This window comes from Paenibacillus shunpengii (assembly GCF_042684905.1).
Classification (GTDB): domain Bacteria; phylum Bacillota; class Bacilli; order Paenibacillales; family Paenibacillaceae; genus Paenibacillus; species Paenibacillus shunpengii.
The window spans coordinates 43577-58715 of record NZ_JBHUMJ010000003.1; the positions used below are offsets into that span (position 1 = coordinate 43577).

Sequence of the window (15139 nt, forward strand, 5' to 3'; positions counted from 1 at the left end):
AAAGAACAGATAAGATAGCCTAGATAAATAGAAGCTTAGTTATGGAAGGAAGTGGAGTGGCGTGAAACCTGCGAAGTTGACCTCAGGCCGCAAAAGTTTAGTCAGTCACAATCGCACGAATTTAGCGGGCTGGTTCTTTATATTGATACCGGTTCTGGCAATCAGTATTTTCTATTTCTATCCGATGATTCAGGCGTTGATCCTGTCGTTTAAATCCGGCCGGGGAATGAATCTGGATTTTGTCGGATTTGACAACTACATCCGGTTGTTCAGTGATGCTAACTTCATTACAGCGGTAAAAAATACGTTTATTTACTTGATTATTCAGGTTCCAGTCATGCTCGTACTGGCGATCTTTATCGCCGTTTTGTTGAATGATGAGAATTTGAAATTCAAAGGTTTTTTCAGAACAGCAATCTTCCTGCCGACGGTAACATCTCTCGTTGCTTACTCGGTCGTATTTAAATACATGTTCGGTGCAGACGGAATCGTCAACAAAATGCTGATGAACTTCCATCTGATCTCTGAGCCGATTCAATGGATTACAGATCCGTTCTGGGCAAAGGTTACAATTATTATCGCTATTACGTGGCGCTTTACAGGCTATAACATGATCTTTTACTTATCTTCCCTGCAAAACATCGACAAATCGGTGTACGAGGCTGCGCGAATTGATGGGGCGAATGCGTTCACCCAGTTCTTCAAAATTACGATTCCGCTGCTCAAACCGATGATCCTGTTCACAGGGATTACCTCTACGATTGGTACACTTCAATTGTTTGATGAGGTCGTCAATATCACGAAGGGCGGACCGGGTAACTCGACCATGTCCATCTCGCAATATATTTATAACCTATCCTTTGAATACACGCCGGACTTCGGCTATGCAGCAACAGTATCCTACTCCATCGTGGTTATGGTTGTACTGCTTACTATCATTCAGAACAAGATTGGAGGCGATAAAAAATGATCAAGCCGAAACGCTTTTTTACGTACCTGTTCCTTATTATCGCCACCCTTGTTTCTATCTTCCCGTTCATATGGATGATCGTAAGCGCAACAAACCAGTCCGTGGATGTTACGAAGGGAACATTGCTGCCGGGGTCCCATCTTATAGAGAACGTTACGAACTTATTCAACAGCGTAGATATGTGGCAGGCGCTCTGGAATTCGGCCAAAATCTCCATCATCACAACCATTCTGTCCTTGCTCGTTGCATCGGCAGCCGGTTATGGATTTGAGGTTTACCGCAGCAAAGCCAAGGATGTCGTATTTAACATCCTGCTTGCGTCCATGATGATTCCGTTTGCCGCAATAATGGTGCCTTTGTATCAAATGTTTGCGAAGGTATCCAACGTAGCACCGTTCTTCGGTATCGACTCAGCGGCGGCTGTTATCCTGCCAACCTTTACAACGGCGTTCCTGATCTTCTTCTTCCGTCAGAGCACGAAGATGTTTCCGAAGGATCTGCTCGAAGCAGGGCGTATGGATGGATTAACAGAGCTTGGATTGTTCTTCCGAGTGTATATGCCGACGATGAAATCGACGTATGCAGCAGCAGCGATCATTACGTTCCTGAACAGCTGGAACAACTACCTGTGGCCGCTCATCGTGCTTCAATCACCGGAAAATATGACAGTGCCGCTTCTGATCTCCAATCTCGGATCGGGGTACGCTCCGGACTACGGATTGATCATGTCCGCAATTGTTATTACAACATTGCCGACGGCCATCGTATTCTTCTTGATGCAAAAGCATTTTGTTGCAGGAATGACGGGGTCCGTTAAATAATTATTAAATGAGGATTATCATATATCCCTTATGCAAGGATGAAACGGAAGAAGGACTGTCTGCATACTCGAAGAGTACAATCTTGGAATATCAGCAGTCCTCTTCATTTTATGACAGGAGGAATCATACGAATGACGCATCAACAGAAACCGAGCCTTGCCTGGCTGTCTGACGTAAACGTATTTTCGGTGAATCGGGTGCCGACTCACTCCGATCACTATTATTATGAAACGCTGGAGGAAGCGAAGCAGCGCTTGGAGATGCCGCTCCGCCATAGCCTGAACGGCAGCTGGAAATTTAGCTATGCTGTCAATCCGGCACAGCGACAGGCTGATTTTTACAAGACCGAAGTCTCTGTAAGAGGCTGGGATGCTATTGAGGTGCCAGGACATATCCAGCTGCAGGGATACGGGAAGCCCCAATATGTCAATACGATGTATCCGTGGGATGGACATGAGCATCTTCGTCCGCCGATGATCTCGGAGGAGCATAATCCGGTGGGAAGCTATGTGAAATATTTTGAAGTGCCTAAGGAGTGGGGAAAGCGCCCGGTATTTATCTCTTTTCAAGGGGTTGAATCCGCTTTCTATGTATGGCTGAACGGTGAATTTGTCGGTTACAGTGAAGACAGCTTCACTCCAAGTGAATTTGATCTGACGCCTTATCTTACGGACGGAGAGAACAAGCTCGCGGTTGAAGTGTATCAGCGCAGTACAGGCAGCTGGCTGGAGGATCAGGACTTCTGGCGCTTCTCGGGTATTTTCCGGGATGTCTACTTGTACGCTGTACCTGAGGTTCATGTTCAGGACCTGTTTGTTCATACGGATCTGGATGAGCGTTATGAGCAGGGAACGCTAACCGTCGATGTGAAGCTAAGCGGAGCTCCCGCATCCAAGGTAGCCGTAGAGCTGAAGAATGAAGCAGGTCAGGTTACGGCTCTCGGCGATGTGAGCTCACCGGGGCAATCCTTAAGCCTGACGCTGAATGCAGGCGTGGTTGAGCTATGGAGTGCAGAGGCACCGAATCTCTATACGATGTACATCTCGGTCTATGATGCGACAGGTGAGCTGGTGGAAGTTGTACCTCAGCGTGTTGGCTTCCGCAAGTTCGAGATGAAGGATAAAGTGATGCATCTGAATGGCAAACGTATTGTATTCAAGGGCGTAAACCGTCACGAATTCAATCCGCACAGAGGACGCAGCATTACGAAGGAAGATATGCTCTGGGACATTAAGACGCTGAAGCAGGGGAATATGAACGCCGTCCGTACTTCTCATTATCCGAATGCGTCGCTATGGTACGAGCTGTGTGATGAATATGGTGTGTACGTTATTGATGAAATGAATCTGGAGACGCATGGCTCGTGGCAGAAGATGGGTGCAGTTGAGCCGTCCTGGAACGTTCCGGGCAATCTTCCGGAGTGGCAGGATATCGTTATGGATCGGGCCGTGTCGATGGTAGAGCGGGACAAGAATCATCCGTCCATCCTGATCTGGTCGTGCGGCAACGAATCTTATGCAGGTGAAGTTATCGTTAACGTCTCGAATTATTTCCGCGACCGCGATCCTTCACGTCTCGTTCATTACGAGGGTGTATTCCACAATCGGGATTATGATGCAGCGAGTGATATGGAGAGCCGGATGTATGCGAAAGTGGCGGATATCGAAGAGTACTTGAATGCAGATCCGCAGAAGCCGTATATCAGCTGTGAATATATGCATGCGATGGGGAACTCCGTTGGCGGCATTGTAAAATACACCGAGCTGGAAGAGAAGTACCCAATGTACCAAGGCGGATTCATCTGGGATTACATGGATCAGGTGATTGTGAAGAAAGACCGCTACGGCAAGGAATTCATGGCCTACGGCGGTGACTTCGATGACCGTTCAACCGACTATAACTTCTCGGGTAACGGGATCGTCTATGCGGATCGCAGATGGTCGCCGAAGATGCAGGAAGTGAAGTTCGTGTATCAGAACGTGAAGCTGCTGCCGGACGCGAAGGGTGTAACGGTGAAGAATGAGAATCTGTTCGTGAATACAGATCAGTTTGACCTCGTATGCAGCTTGAAGCGGGAAGGTGTAGAGCTGTTCCGCAGTGAAGAGAGCGTATCTGTTGCTCCTGGCGAAGAGCAGTATGTAAGTCTTGATCTGCCAGAGCAAACGGAAGCAGGGGTATACACGGTAGATGTATCGCTTGTACTGAGAGAAGAAGAGCTGTGGGCCGAAGCAGGCTTTGAGGTGGCCTTTGGACAGCATATCTTCCAAGTAGAAGAAGCAGCCGAAGCAGCCACAGCGCCTGCAGCATGCAGTGAATTCCGTGTAGTTGAAGGTGACGTGAACATTGGTGTGCATGGCCGAAGCTTCTCGATCATGTTCTCGAAGCAAGCAGGTACGCTGATCTCTGTGAATTATGGAGGACGCGAGATGATCTCCGCACCGCCAGCGCCGCTCTTCTGGAGAGCGATGACAGATAATGACAAGGGAGCAGGTCTCCACTTCGAATCTTCTGCCTGGTATGCAGCCAGCCTCTCCCGCAGATGTGTGAAGTGGGAGCTGAGCGAGGAAGCGAATCAGGCGACTGTAGCGTATACGTATAGACTCAGTGTATCGGATGAAGTCAGCGTCAAGGTTGCCTACACCGTATTTGCAGATGGCAGTATCAAAGTGAAGTCGGATTATAAAGGGGCAGCTGGCCTGCCTAAATTCCCGATCTTTGCATTGTCCTTCAAGGTGCCGGCTGATTATGCGAATCTGGACTATTATGCTCAGGGACCAGAGGAGAATTACATTGACCGTGCCTATGGAGCGAGACTTGGCCGCTTCCAGAACAGAGCGGAGGACAACGTAGCGGCTTATTTGGTACCGCAGGAGTCTGGTAACCGCACGGGTGTAAGACGTGTTGCGATTACGAATGAGCTCGGACAAGGGATCGAGATCACAGCTCCGAATACGCAGCCGGTGGAAGCCAACATTTCGCCGTTCACTGCATTCGAGCTGGAGAATGCGACGCATCATTACGAGCTGCCGAATGTGCATCATACGGTCGTGACTATTGCTGGACGCCAGATGGGTGTCGGCGGGGATGACAGCTGGGGTGCGCCAGTGCTGGATGAGTATCTGATCGATCCTGCGCAGGATCTGTCCTTTGAATTTACGATTCGAAAAAGATAGATAAGAAATAAACGCAAGAAGGAGCCCTCCACCTCAGGAGGGCTCCTATTTTTTACTCCTCAAAAGAAAGATTAGTCGGTTCGTCACTCATTGCGTAGTCAAGCTTTAAACTCGTGGTTGGCACACTGAGATCGACTTCCTCAAATTGAAAACCGTCGACCCATACTTTCCCTTCACCCATAAGCAGGACTCCGAACGAGATGGTGCCGCTCTCCTCAGGGACATCGAGTACGATCGCATAATGATTCCAGTGTGTATCTCCCGTAATGCGGCGGTCATTCATATTGTCGAATTGGAGCACATCCTCTGAGTGGCTGTCTACACGCATCCACAGCCCGCAGTATTCTTTTACATTTTCGGTTTTGACAAATCCGGAGAAGCGCATTCTTTTCCCTGTGTATTTGTCTGCCTTGAATTGCTGCATCATCGTAGCGAAGGCGCCGTCATCCATGGGAGTCCGGGCTTTTAGATAACCAGAGGTGCTTCCTTGGTGTACCGTATTCCGGTCGATGCCCATTTCATAGTCCTGGGGGTGACTCCCGCTAATAAACCAGCCCTTAATCGGTGAAGCGATCTGTTCCTTCATTGGATTCTCTCCTTGTTCACGGTTATAGGTGTGAAGCATAAATAATTTGCGATAACGGCCAGGCGGCATACCGTAGAGCTTCTTAAAAGCCCTTGTAAATGACTCCTGGCTCTCAAAATGACAGTGCAATGAAATATCGATAATGGAGGCATCGGAGTATAGCAGCAGCTGGGCTGCGTAACACAGCCGTCTTCTTCGTAAATAATCGGCTACGTTCATCCCAACCTGTCTCCGAAACATACGGTGAAAGTGATAGGGGGAGAAGCCAACATGAGAAGCGATGCTCTCAAGTGACAGTGGATCCTCCAAATGTGCTTCCATATAGTCGATGCTTTGTTGAATGGTGTGCTGGGTACTCAAGGTCAGGCCCTCCTTTGTCTATAAGGATAGCAAAACAAAAGGAGCACTTTTGATTTTTTTGCCAACTTGAATAACCTCCCCGAGTACTGCGATCAGGAAGGCTGGTTTGTTAGATTAAGGCTTTACAGGGAATTAAGCGGCTTTAGGTGAAATGAATTGCTGATCATGGCAAGATTCCTCTTGTTTTCACGTTCTTCTGGATCGTAAATTGTAACTTTCTTAATTAGTCTGTAAGTGAGATTGTACTCTTCAGAGTGATTCGCAATGATATAGGTCACCCTTTCTCCGCGCAAGTATTCACTCTTTTCAGTGCTTAGAGACAGTTGTTCCGCTTGTTGCGGCTCAGACGCCTTATGCATGGATACCTTCCCCAAAGTTATGTTTGATTCGTAGTAGGTATCGATCAGGCCAGTGATTTTTTCAGCTAATCGTGTCAGATCCTGATGTGTCTTATCACATCCATTCCATTCGTGATGATAAGTTTCATCCCTGAATTTTACGATAAGGCTGTAGCTCTCAAATGGTGTCTTGGTGCAAGTTGTAGTTCCCTCGCTGCTCGCGGAAAATGCCCCATGCTTGACCATTTCTTTATAGATTTGCGTTCGGGTCTTTATATTCAGATGAACATCACTCGCTGTAACAGACTCTCCGTTCTCTAAATTGGCTGTAATCTGCTTCTTCTCTGTATCGATCACATTTCCTTGATTCAGGCCATATTCCAGCCGAAAGTCCAGTGATTCCAAATGCCCAGCTGGTAATCAAGCTGGATGATGGGTTCACTTAAATTTCCGTTATCACACAGCGAGAGGGAATAGACTAAGGATTCGTCTGTATCTGTTTTTTGCAGGGCATTACAGCTGAATGTACTGATTTCGTTTGAACCGTAGGCATCCTGGGTTGGATCATAGACCACCTGAATTGTACCGTCCTCCTTGTGTGTTAGGGTGTGATAAATTGGATCACCTTCAATGGTGTAAGATACAATCTTCTGAGAAGAGCGTTCTTTATTCAGAAATTCTTCAAGGTAATACAGCCCTGTAACTTGTCCGTGCAGGTTGATGACTTCCTGATCGGCAGGTGATTCCTTCGGTGTCTGAATCTCAGGCTGAGGTGGTTCCAGCTCTGCATTCGTAGTACAGCCGGATACGGTAAGCATCAGCAGTACAAAGAGCGGTAGTGCTTGTTTTCTCAAATTGAAGACCCCATTTCATTGAATTGCTTATCAGGATACTTAAAATTGGACTCTGTTATATGAAAAAAAGTTCCATAAAATTAAAGAACAGCTGATCCTTATGGTGGATGAGCTGTTCTTTGAGTAGTTTACGGTAGATGATCTGATTTATGTATAAATCTGGATTTTTAATTGTCCTTTTATGCTATAATTTGCTAGTACAGTATACGGCTAGAAGGGCGGTCGGCTAGTCTCCCAGAAGGGAGGTGATGCCCGTGGAGGTTAAAGATGCACTTTCCTTAATGTTCATGTTCGGTATGTTCATTTTGGCGCTTCTTTCCTACATGAAAAAATAGACCGCCCTCGGCAGGGTAACGGTCTATTCTCGACCTAACTGTGTGGCCGACTGCTCTTTATGCAGTTATTGTACAGTGGAGTCGTGTTCCAGCACGGCTCCTTACTTATTCTTACCACAGTATAACTCATTTTATAACCCTTTTGTAGGTCTTAATTCATTGACGATATCAATTAAAAAATGTAAACGAATACATACTATCCTATGCAAAGGTGGTAAGGATCGATATGAAGAATGTTGAACTGACAGGCGACAGGCCTCCATACTTGAACGTTGACAGCAGCCAGATCAGAGAGGCTTTGGTCCACAGCAGCAAACAGCCGGCCTCCCTGCTAGGGACAGCAGATTGGAAGGCACAGCTGCAGGAGACGACAGATAGGCCTGAATTCAGTCTGTACTGGCAGCAGATTGCCGAAACGGCACGGGTCGCCATGCAGGAGCCGCTGCCTCCGCTCACCTATTCTAACTTCCGCCAGTTTGCAGAGACAGGCGCGCGTAAAGGCTATGAGGACGTATACTTTGAACGCAGAGCAAGGCTTGCGGCTCTAGGAATTCAGGCAGCTGTAGCAGCGAACAGCGATGAAGAGCGGGCATATCTAGCTGCTCTGGAGGATGCTCTCTGGGATGTCTGCGGAGAGTACACCTGGTGCTTGACTGCCCACCTTCCGGCAGAGAGCGATCCGGTGTCAGAGGTGGATCTGTTTGCTGCCGAGACGGCGGAGACACTCGCTGAGCTGTTATATATGTATGAAGATGTATTGGATCGCCGGATAGCAGAGCGCATCAGAAGAGAAGTACGGCAGCGGGTACTTGAACCGGTGTTCATACAGAATAAGCCCTTCTTCTGGAGGCGGGCCGATCACAACTGGTCGGCTGTATGTGCAGGAGGGAGCGGGATGGCTGCACTCTTACTCATGGATGATGCAGACGAGCTTGCAGCTGCCATTGAGCAGGTCTGTGCATCGCTTGAATCCTTTCTTAGCGGCTATGGAGCAGATGGGGGATGTGCGGAGGGACTGGGATATTGGGTGTACGGCTTTGGGTACTACACTTATTTTTCGGAAATGCTGAGAGAGCGGACGAATGGCGGGCTGGATTTGCTGGCATCAGCCCACCCCCGCAATATAGCCGGTTTCCCAGAGCGAATTCACCTGTCTCAAGGTGTGTATGTCAATTTCTCCGATAGTGGTGAGAAGGAGGTGCTCCCCACAGGTCTGCTTCATCGTCTAATGGAGCGGACTGGATCGCGAGTCGTTCCTTATGACGCTGTACCGGGATTGCTAAGTGATCCCGTGAGGCGATGGGCGCATGTGCTGCGAAATGGACTGTGGACAGCTGGAGAAGAGGCTCAGGTCGTGGAACTCTCGATGAAGGTGGAGGAGCATAATTCCTCTCATTCGAATGTCAGTGTATTCAACGAACTCGGATGGTGGATCTGCCGCGCTGAGCGATCGGGAGCGAATCAGAATGAGCATGAGCATAAGCATAAGCATGAGCATGAGAAGAGACCTCTAGCCTATGGATTTGCCATCAAAGGCGGGCATAACGGAGAGCCGCATAATCATAATGATCTGGGTCAATTTATAATGCATGGAGGCGGAGAGAATATCCTGTGTGACCTTGGTGCAGGGATGTATACTCAGGCATACTTTCAAGCAGGAAGAGAGCAGATCATTAACATATCGTCCGGCGGGCACAATGTTCCTGTCATTAACAGGGTTATGCAAGGAAGCGGTAATGAATATCGCGCCAGAACCATCATGCAGAGAACGAATGAGCTCGGGCTTGAGGTAGAGCTGGATTTGACAGAGGCCTATCCCGATGCAGGGCTTGCTCGCTATACCCGTTATGCACAGTGGATTTGTCCTCCTGCCGAGGACACGGTCACGATAGAGCTGACAGATCGGTTCATCTGGAGTGGCGAGGAGAAGCATTTTGAGGAGCGGCTGATCAGCCGCTTTAAGCCGGTAATTGTGGAAAAAGGAACAGTGTATTGGTATGGGACGCGGGCCGTGCTTCAGTTAAGCTATGATCCGGAGCTGCTGGAGGTGTCCATGTACTCTACTGATCATGTGGATCATGATGGACATCCGTTTACTTTTTATACGACCTGCCTTGCACATAGGAATGCTCCATCTGCAGAGCTTGAAACACATTGCAGGCTAGAGTTTGAAATGCGGGCAGGAGAGCATGACCTCCAATAAATAATGAAGAACTGCATAATTAAATAAAATCAAAAAAGGCTGCAGAGAAACCTATGCTCTCGCAGCCTTTTTCAGCGGCCAATGATCTTGTGTACTATTGAATCGTATCCTGTGGAACAATTCCGCTGTTGAAATAAATGGACAGCACCACGATGCTGATGATGACAGCGGCGCCCACGGTCCAGAACACTAACTTTTGTAGCATAATAAACTCCTTTTACCTATTCATTTGCGTGCGATGGATGAAGATCCTTAATTAATAATGGCATCATTAGCTATTATACACATCAAATGTTAGTAAAAAGAGACAAAATTATAATTTTTTCAAAACAAAAGTGCTCAAGCCTTTCGCAGCAGCAAAAAATCAGCAGAGGATAAGTCCGGATAACGCTGTGGAATGATCTCCTCTACCTTGTACTCCGGGAATGCCGCCAAGTAATCAAATATGTTTCGATCCTGAATGGTTTCTACTCCCGAGGCAGAATGGGCATTCGTTATTCGCGTATAGATGATCACCCAATCGGCCGATACGCTGAGCAGATCTCGAAGCGTGCTGATGTAGTCCTCTTCGTTGGTAATGTGATACAGCACATCCAGACATACAGCAAGGTCGGCTTCTATAAACCCCTGATTGAGAAACGAGCCTGGGTTGTATAACATGAAGCTCTTGGAAGGATCGGAAGCGAATCGTTTCGCGCACATCTGAATGGAAGAGGCGGATACGTCCAGCCCGAGATACTTTTTATAGTCCATGTAGCTCAGTTGATTGCCGTCTCCACAGCCGAATTCAATAACGCGCATAAGCTTATGCAATGCAATGATTCGATTAATGACCTCTGCCTTGAATTCAGCCAGCATCCCGTACGAGCCAGCTCCGGAGTTGCCCCCGTTCTTGTAAGTGTTCTCCCAATATCCTATATAGTCAAATGACATATGTACTTCCCTCCTCTCCTGTAACGTATGCGACATCCTGCCCCAGGTATGCTTTGTATTGTCGTATTCCATGCTCCAGCCGTCTGCACCTCGCGGCACACTCTTCACATAGGGAGATTGAAGTGAATTCATTACATAAAAAAGACTTATAAAACTAATTAATTGCTCACCCCTGACCGACATAAGAGAAGACAATACTTTTATTCATATTTGGGGGGAAATCATGTTAAAGCATAGCTATGCAAAAGTGTTCACGGTATTTATGGCACTGCTCCTGATTCTATCAACGACAGGACTGACTTCCATGAAGAGCGTCTCTGCTGCAGATGCTGAACTAAGCAAACTTGTGCTATCGACGAACACAGTGAATCTGGAAATGGAAGATTCGATTACGCTTACGGCGACAGCCGTATACAGTGATGGTAAGTCGAGCAATGTAACGGTGAATACAGATTGGACAAGTGAAGACAGTACAGTCGCTTCGGTATATAACGGAACGATCACAGCCAAGGGAGAGGGAACAGCGACAATTGTCGCTGCTTATGAAGGAGAATCCCAGGCAGTTGAAGTCAAAGTAACGAAGAAAGTAAAGGCATTGACAAAGGATAAACAAAGTCTGGATCTTCGCATCGGGGACACAGAGGAGATAGAGCTTACAGCCATCTATAGTGACAACACTACGGAAGCGGTGTCGAATAAGGCGGAATGGTCGTCCTCGGATGGCAAAGTAGCTACAGTCATTAACGGAAGCATAAGAGGCTTATCTGCGGGTACGGCAACAATTACAGCCAAGCTGGGCAAGCAAAGTGTGTCGCTTGATGTGAATGTAGAAGTTGTAAGACGCATTGAAGTTAAAGATTACGCTAAGTTATCCCTGCTTCTAACAGAAGAGCAGACAGTGGAGCTGATTGCTACCTATCCGGACGGATCAACCAAGGATGTAACCACAGAGGCCGTATGGTCCTCCAGCAACGAGAAGGTAGCAGATGCTTATCAGGGCAAAGTGGTTGCTTACAAGGCTGGAACAGCGACGATTACAGCGGAGTATGGAACCAAGACAACAACGCTGGAAGTAGATGTCGATAAGACACGTAAGCTGACCGTGAACAAGCCGAGTCTGTTTATGAAGATTGGAGATACAGACAATCTGAGCCTGACGGCAGTATATCCAGACGACAAGGAAACGGTTGTTACCAATCATGCGACATGGACATCCAGTAATGAAAAAGTAGTTGATGTCATTAATGGCAAAGTATATGCCAATGCTTCTGGCTCAGCTACAATTACAGCCAAGTACGGAGATCGCAGCATCGAAATTCCGGTAGACGTTGAAGTGGCAAGATATCTGGATATCATGGAAGAAGAACTGGGGATGACGGTAGGCGGCACGCATGCTTTTAAGCTGAATGCAACTTACCTGGATGGTACAACGGAAGAGGTTACAGGCAAGGCAGACTGGACTTCCAGTGAACCAGATATCGTTTATGTGTCTAAAGGTAACGTACATGCTTATAAATCAGGAAAAGCAACGATCAAGGCCTCTTATGGCGGCAAAACCGTCCAAGTTGCAATCAGTGTCGATATCCCGACCAAGGTAGAGCTTCAAAATAAGAAAGGCGCGTTACCTGAAGCGGGTACACTGCAGGCGAACTTGATCGCCACTTATGCGCTCGATGGAGATAACCGTGAGGTTGTCATCAATGAGGAAGCAGAGTGGAGCTCCAGTAATGAGAAGGTCGCTGGGGTTTCGTCGGAGGGGCTGATTACAGGCGTTGCAACAGGTAAGGCAAACATTACGGCAAAGTATGACGGTAAGTCGTACACGATGTCTGTAGAAGTAGGCCTGGCAAGCGGCTTGTCCGCCGATGTACCTGTTGTTGCTCTATTGTCCAAAGAAACTTATCAAATCAAGCTGACGGCGTCTGATCAGTATGGAAATGAACAGGATGTAAGTAATGATGCAATATGGAAATCAAGCATCGCTCGCGTTGCCGATGTGAAGAAAGGACTCGTTACGGCATACAGCAAAGGCAAGTCCACGATTACGGCAGAGTACGGCGAGCAGAAGATTACGGTATCGGTAGAAGTGGATGATATCGATCGGATTGAGGCTTCGGTGGAATCTCTGTCCATGAAGTCAGGAGACAAAGCGGAGATTACGCTCACGGTATTCCTGAGCGATGGTTCCTCCCGCGATGTCACTGACATTGCTGAATGGAAGGCAAGCAGCTACAAAGTAGCGTCGGTCAGCAAGGGAGAAGTAACAGCTGTAGGATATGGCAAGACCAAAATCACAGGCAAATACGGAACCAAATCGGTCAGCATTCCGCTCGATGTCGATACACTCAAGTATTTGCAAACCGATGAGGTTGTGCTGGAGCTGAAAAAAGGCAAATCTGCCAGCGTCATCGCTACAGCTACTTATGCAGATGGTACGGAAGCCAATGTGTCCAAGCCTGCCCTCTGGAAATCCTCCCGCATCACTGTTGCTACGGTGAAGGATGGCGTGGTTAAGGCCACAGGTAAAGGTAAAGCAACAATTACCGTTGATTTTGCTGGAGAGAAGACGAAGGTCAGCGTTATTGTTACAGAGTAGTTTATAGATTCTATAATAAAATGAATTGATTATAAAAAAGAGGCGTTTGCCGGAGTTCTGTCCCATAGGGAGCAGGAGACCGGAGCGCCTCTTTTTTATACCTTACATTATATCGTATGAGATATGACCAGTGCACCATATGCAAAAGACGCCAGAATGACAAGCGCAGGGTGAATCTTGGTCTTGGTCAGTACCCATAGCGCGATCGCAGCTATAGCGAGCGTCTGCCACAAGTTGATGACCTCGACAGAGACGACACCCATCTCCCATGTCAGCAGGATCATCAATACAGCAATTACAGGCTGTACGAGCAGTGTCATGCCTTTCACGACATTCGAGGTACGGTATTTATTCAGGAGACTGAGCAGAAGGATCAGGGCTGCTGCTGAAGGAACGACGGTAGCGAAGGTCGCAATAATAAACCCCGGCCAGCTGGCGACTTGATAGCCGACAAATGCTGCTATTTTCGTCGCTATTGGACCCGGCAGGGCATTCCCGATCGCAAGGACGTCACCGAATTGTTCATTCGTCATCCAGTTATAGTGATTAACGATCTCTTCCTGCATGAGCGGAATGGAGGCAGGTCCTCCGCCGTAACCGAGTACATTCGCGACAAAGAAGCCCCAGAATAGTTCCCACCATGTTTGCAAACGTTCCATCGCTTAAGACACTCCTTTATCGTTCTGTTTATTCCGCTTGTATTTCTGCACCAGATTTAAATGGAGCATGCCATAGCCGAGGAAGAGGATGACGACAATACCCGGGTGAACCTGAAGCAGCTGAAGCAGGACAAACGCGAGCACGCCGAACAATATCGCGAACCCCTTGCCCAGCCCTTTCCAGGCCTTCGTCGCAAATTCGTAAGCCATAATTCCAAGCATGACGACAATTACAGGACGTACGGCGGCAATCATGCCTGCTATGTATTTCGAGTCTTTCAGGGTATACATGACACCGAGTAGAGCGACAATCGCGATGCTTGAAGGCAAAATATGAGCGAGTACAGAGATAATAGCGCCAAGCACGCCCTTCTTCTTGTATCCAAGATACGCTGCCATCTTGGTGGCAATTGGACCGGGAAGTGCATTCGCGAGCGCGAGTGTTTCCCCGAATTCTTCATCTTCCATCCACTTGTATCTGGTCACTGCTTCATAGCGAATGAGCGGAATTACGGACGGGCCGCCTCCATAGCCAAGCACGCCTGTTCTGGCCATCCCAATCGCAAGTTCCTTGTAAGGCTGTAAGTCCATCGTAGGTGTTCCCTCCTATAAGCGCATGCCCATGCGGCTCTTGTAGCGTTTGAGCAGCAGCTGGGATTCGACTTTGACGATCCCGGGCATTTTGTATAATTTCTCAAGCAGAAATTGCTCCATCTCTTCCATATCCGCAAAAATACCATGCATGTGCAGCGTGCTCGGACCTGTCATATGGTACAAGCTTGTTACAGCAGGCTCTTGATCGAGCCGCTCAGCTACTTCATCTAAATACATGGGCTCAATGTCCACATTAAAGAAGGCGGACACGGACAACCCCACCTTGACCGGATTAATGACAACTGTAAAGCGTTCAATAATCTCCTTCTCAGCGAGTGCGTTAATTCGAGCTTGGACGGCTACGCGCGATAGTCCGATCTGCTGCCCTAGATCCGTATAGGAAATCCGGCTGTTCTGATGCAGTGCAATTAATATTTTGCGATCTATCTCATCGAGACTGTGCATATGCGGAATCTCTGTTGAGTTCTTTTTTACATAAAATTCCTCACTCACTTCAAAAAACCACCTTTCTTACATGATGTAAGCTGAAAGCACATTATTTCATTCCAAAACCATCTTTATGTAACTCACATTGCCTATTTAAAAACTTTTCGAAAGATAAGTCAATAATTTTTATTCGAAATGTTCATTTTATATTCCTGTTGCTTTCAAAACGTTGTTGACTACTATGAAAAGGTCATGATATTCTTTCAACAT

Annotated in this window: 13 protein-coding genes; 6 read left to right on the top strand and 7 right to left on the bottom strand. The window is 47.6% G+C overall.

Translation table 11 applies throughout. From position 1 onward, the window contains the following. Positions 1-76: 76 nt before the first annotated feature. From ACFSVM_RS14590 to ACFSVM_RS14600, 3 genes are all read left to right on the top strand, one after another. A complete protein-coding gene (locus ACFSVM_RS14590; RefSeq protein WP_076314964.1) occupies positions 77-970 on the top strand; it encodes a carbohydrate ABC transporter permease in 894 nt (297 codons plus the stop codon). Next, a complete protein-coding gene (locus ACFSVM_RS14595; protein ID WP_177178773.1) occupies positions 967-1791 on the top strand; it encodes a carbohydrate ABC transporter permease in 825 nt (274 codons plus the stop codon). The genes ACFSVM_RS14590 and ACFSVM_RS14595 overlap by 4 nt, the downstream gene beginning before the upstream one ends. Before the next feature lie 131 nt (positions 1792-1922). After that, positions 1923-4964 (top strand): glycoside hydrolase family 2 TIM barrel-domain containing protein, encoded by a 3042-nt coding sequence (locus ACFSVM_RS14600; RefSeq protein ID WP_090725848.1) that lies wholly within the window; start codon positions 1923-1925, stop codon positions 4962-4964. 52 nt (positions 4965-5016) lie between these two features. On the opposite strand, the gene ACFSVM_RS14605 is transcribed toward ACFSVM_RS14600, so the two are convergent. The 3 genes from ACFSVM_RS14605 to ACFSVM_RS14615 form a co-directional block, all read right to left on the bottom strand. Beyond that, complete coding sequence (locus ACFSVM_RS14605; RefSeq protein WP_090725847.1) at positions 5017-5910, bottom strand: helix-turn-helix domain-containing protein; 894 nt, start codon at positions 5908-5910, stop codon at positions 5017-5019. 122 nt (positions 5911-6032) lie between these two features. Next, on the bottom strand, positions 6033-6653 hold the full coding sequence (locus ACFSVM_RS14610) for a hypothetical protein (protein ID WP_090725845.1): 621 nt from the start codon (positions 6651-6653) through the stop codon (positions 6033-6035). Continuing rightward, positions 6617-7102 (bottom strand): DUF4362 domain-containing protein, encoded by a 486-nt coding sequence (locus ACFSVM_RS14615; RefSeq protein ID WP_090725843.1) that lies wholly within the window; start codon positions 7100-7102, stop codon positions 6617-6619. Before ACFSVM_RS14615 ends, ACFSVM_RS14610 begins: the two co-directional genes overlap by 37 nt. A 254-nt stretch (positions 7103-7356) precedes the next feature. Between ACFSVM_RS14615 and ACFSVM_RS14620 the strand changes: the two genes are divergently transcribed. Together ACFSVM_RS14620 and ACFSVM_RS14625 are read left to right on the top strand one after the other, a co-directional pair. Then, positions 7357-7437 carry a putative holin-like toxin gene (locus tag ACFSVM_RS14620; protein ID WP_305954055.1) on the top strand — a complete coding sequence of 27 codons (81 nt, stop codon included), beginning with the start codon at positions 7357-7359 and terminating at the stop codon, positions 7435-7437. A gap of 226 nt (positions 7438-7663) precedes the next feature. Beyond that, complete coding sequence (locus ACFSVM_RS14625) at positions 7664-9640, top strand: heparinase II/III family protein (RefSeq protein WP_090725841.1); 1977 nt, start codon at positions 7664-7666, stop codon at positions 9638-9640. A 339-nt stretch (positions 9641-9979) separates the two neighbouring features. On the opposite strand, the gene ACFSVM_RS14630 is transcribed toward ACFSVM_RS14625, so the two are convergent. Continuing rightward, positions 9980-10573 carry a class I SAM-dependent methyltransferase gene (locus tag ACFSVM_RS14630; protein ID WP_090725840.1) on the bottom strand — a complete coding sequence of 198 codons (594 nt, stop codon included), beginning with the start codon at positions 10571-10573 and terminating at the stop codon, positions 9980-9982. A 223-nt stretch (positions 10574-10796) separates the two neighbouring features. On the opposite strand from ACFSVM_RS14630, the gene ACFSVM_RS14635 reads away from it, so the two are divergent. Then, positions 10797-13169, top strand: coding sequence for an Ig-like domain-containing protein (locus ACFSVM_RS14635; protein WP_090725838.1), 2373 nt, complete (start codon positions 10797-10799; stop codon positions 13167-13169). Positions 13170-13276: 107 nt separating this feature from the next. Here ACFSVM_RS14635 and ACFSVM_RS14640 read toward each other — a convergent pair whose 3' ends face one another. From ACFSVM_RS14640 to ACFSVM_RS14650, 3 genes are read right to left on the bottom strand one after another with little or no spacing between them, the layout of a single operon-like run. Beyond that, complete coding sequence (locus tag ACFSVM_RS14640) at positions 13277-13828, bottom strand: chromate transporter (protein WP_047912475.1); 552 nt, start codon at positions 13826-13828, stop codon at positions 13277-13279. A 3-nt stretch (positions 13829-13831) separates the two neighbouring features. After that, complete coding sequence (locus tag ACFSVM_RS14645) at positions 13832-14419, bottom strand: chromate transporter (protein ID WP_076314899.1); 588 nt, start codon at positions 14417-14419, stop codon at positions 13832-13834. 15 nt (positions 14420-14434) lie between these two features. Beyond that, positions 14435-14887, bottom strand: coding sequence for an Lrp/AsnC family transcriptional regulator (locus ACFSVM_RS14650; RefSeq protein ID WP_076314962.1), 453 nt, complete (start codon positions 14885-14887; stop codon positions 14435-14437). Between the last annotated feature and the right edge of the window lie 252 nt (positions 14888-15139).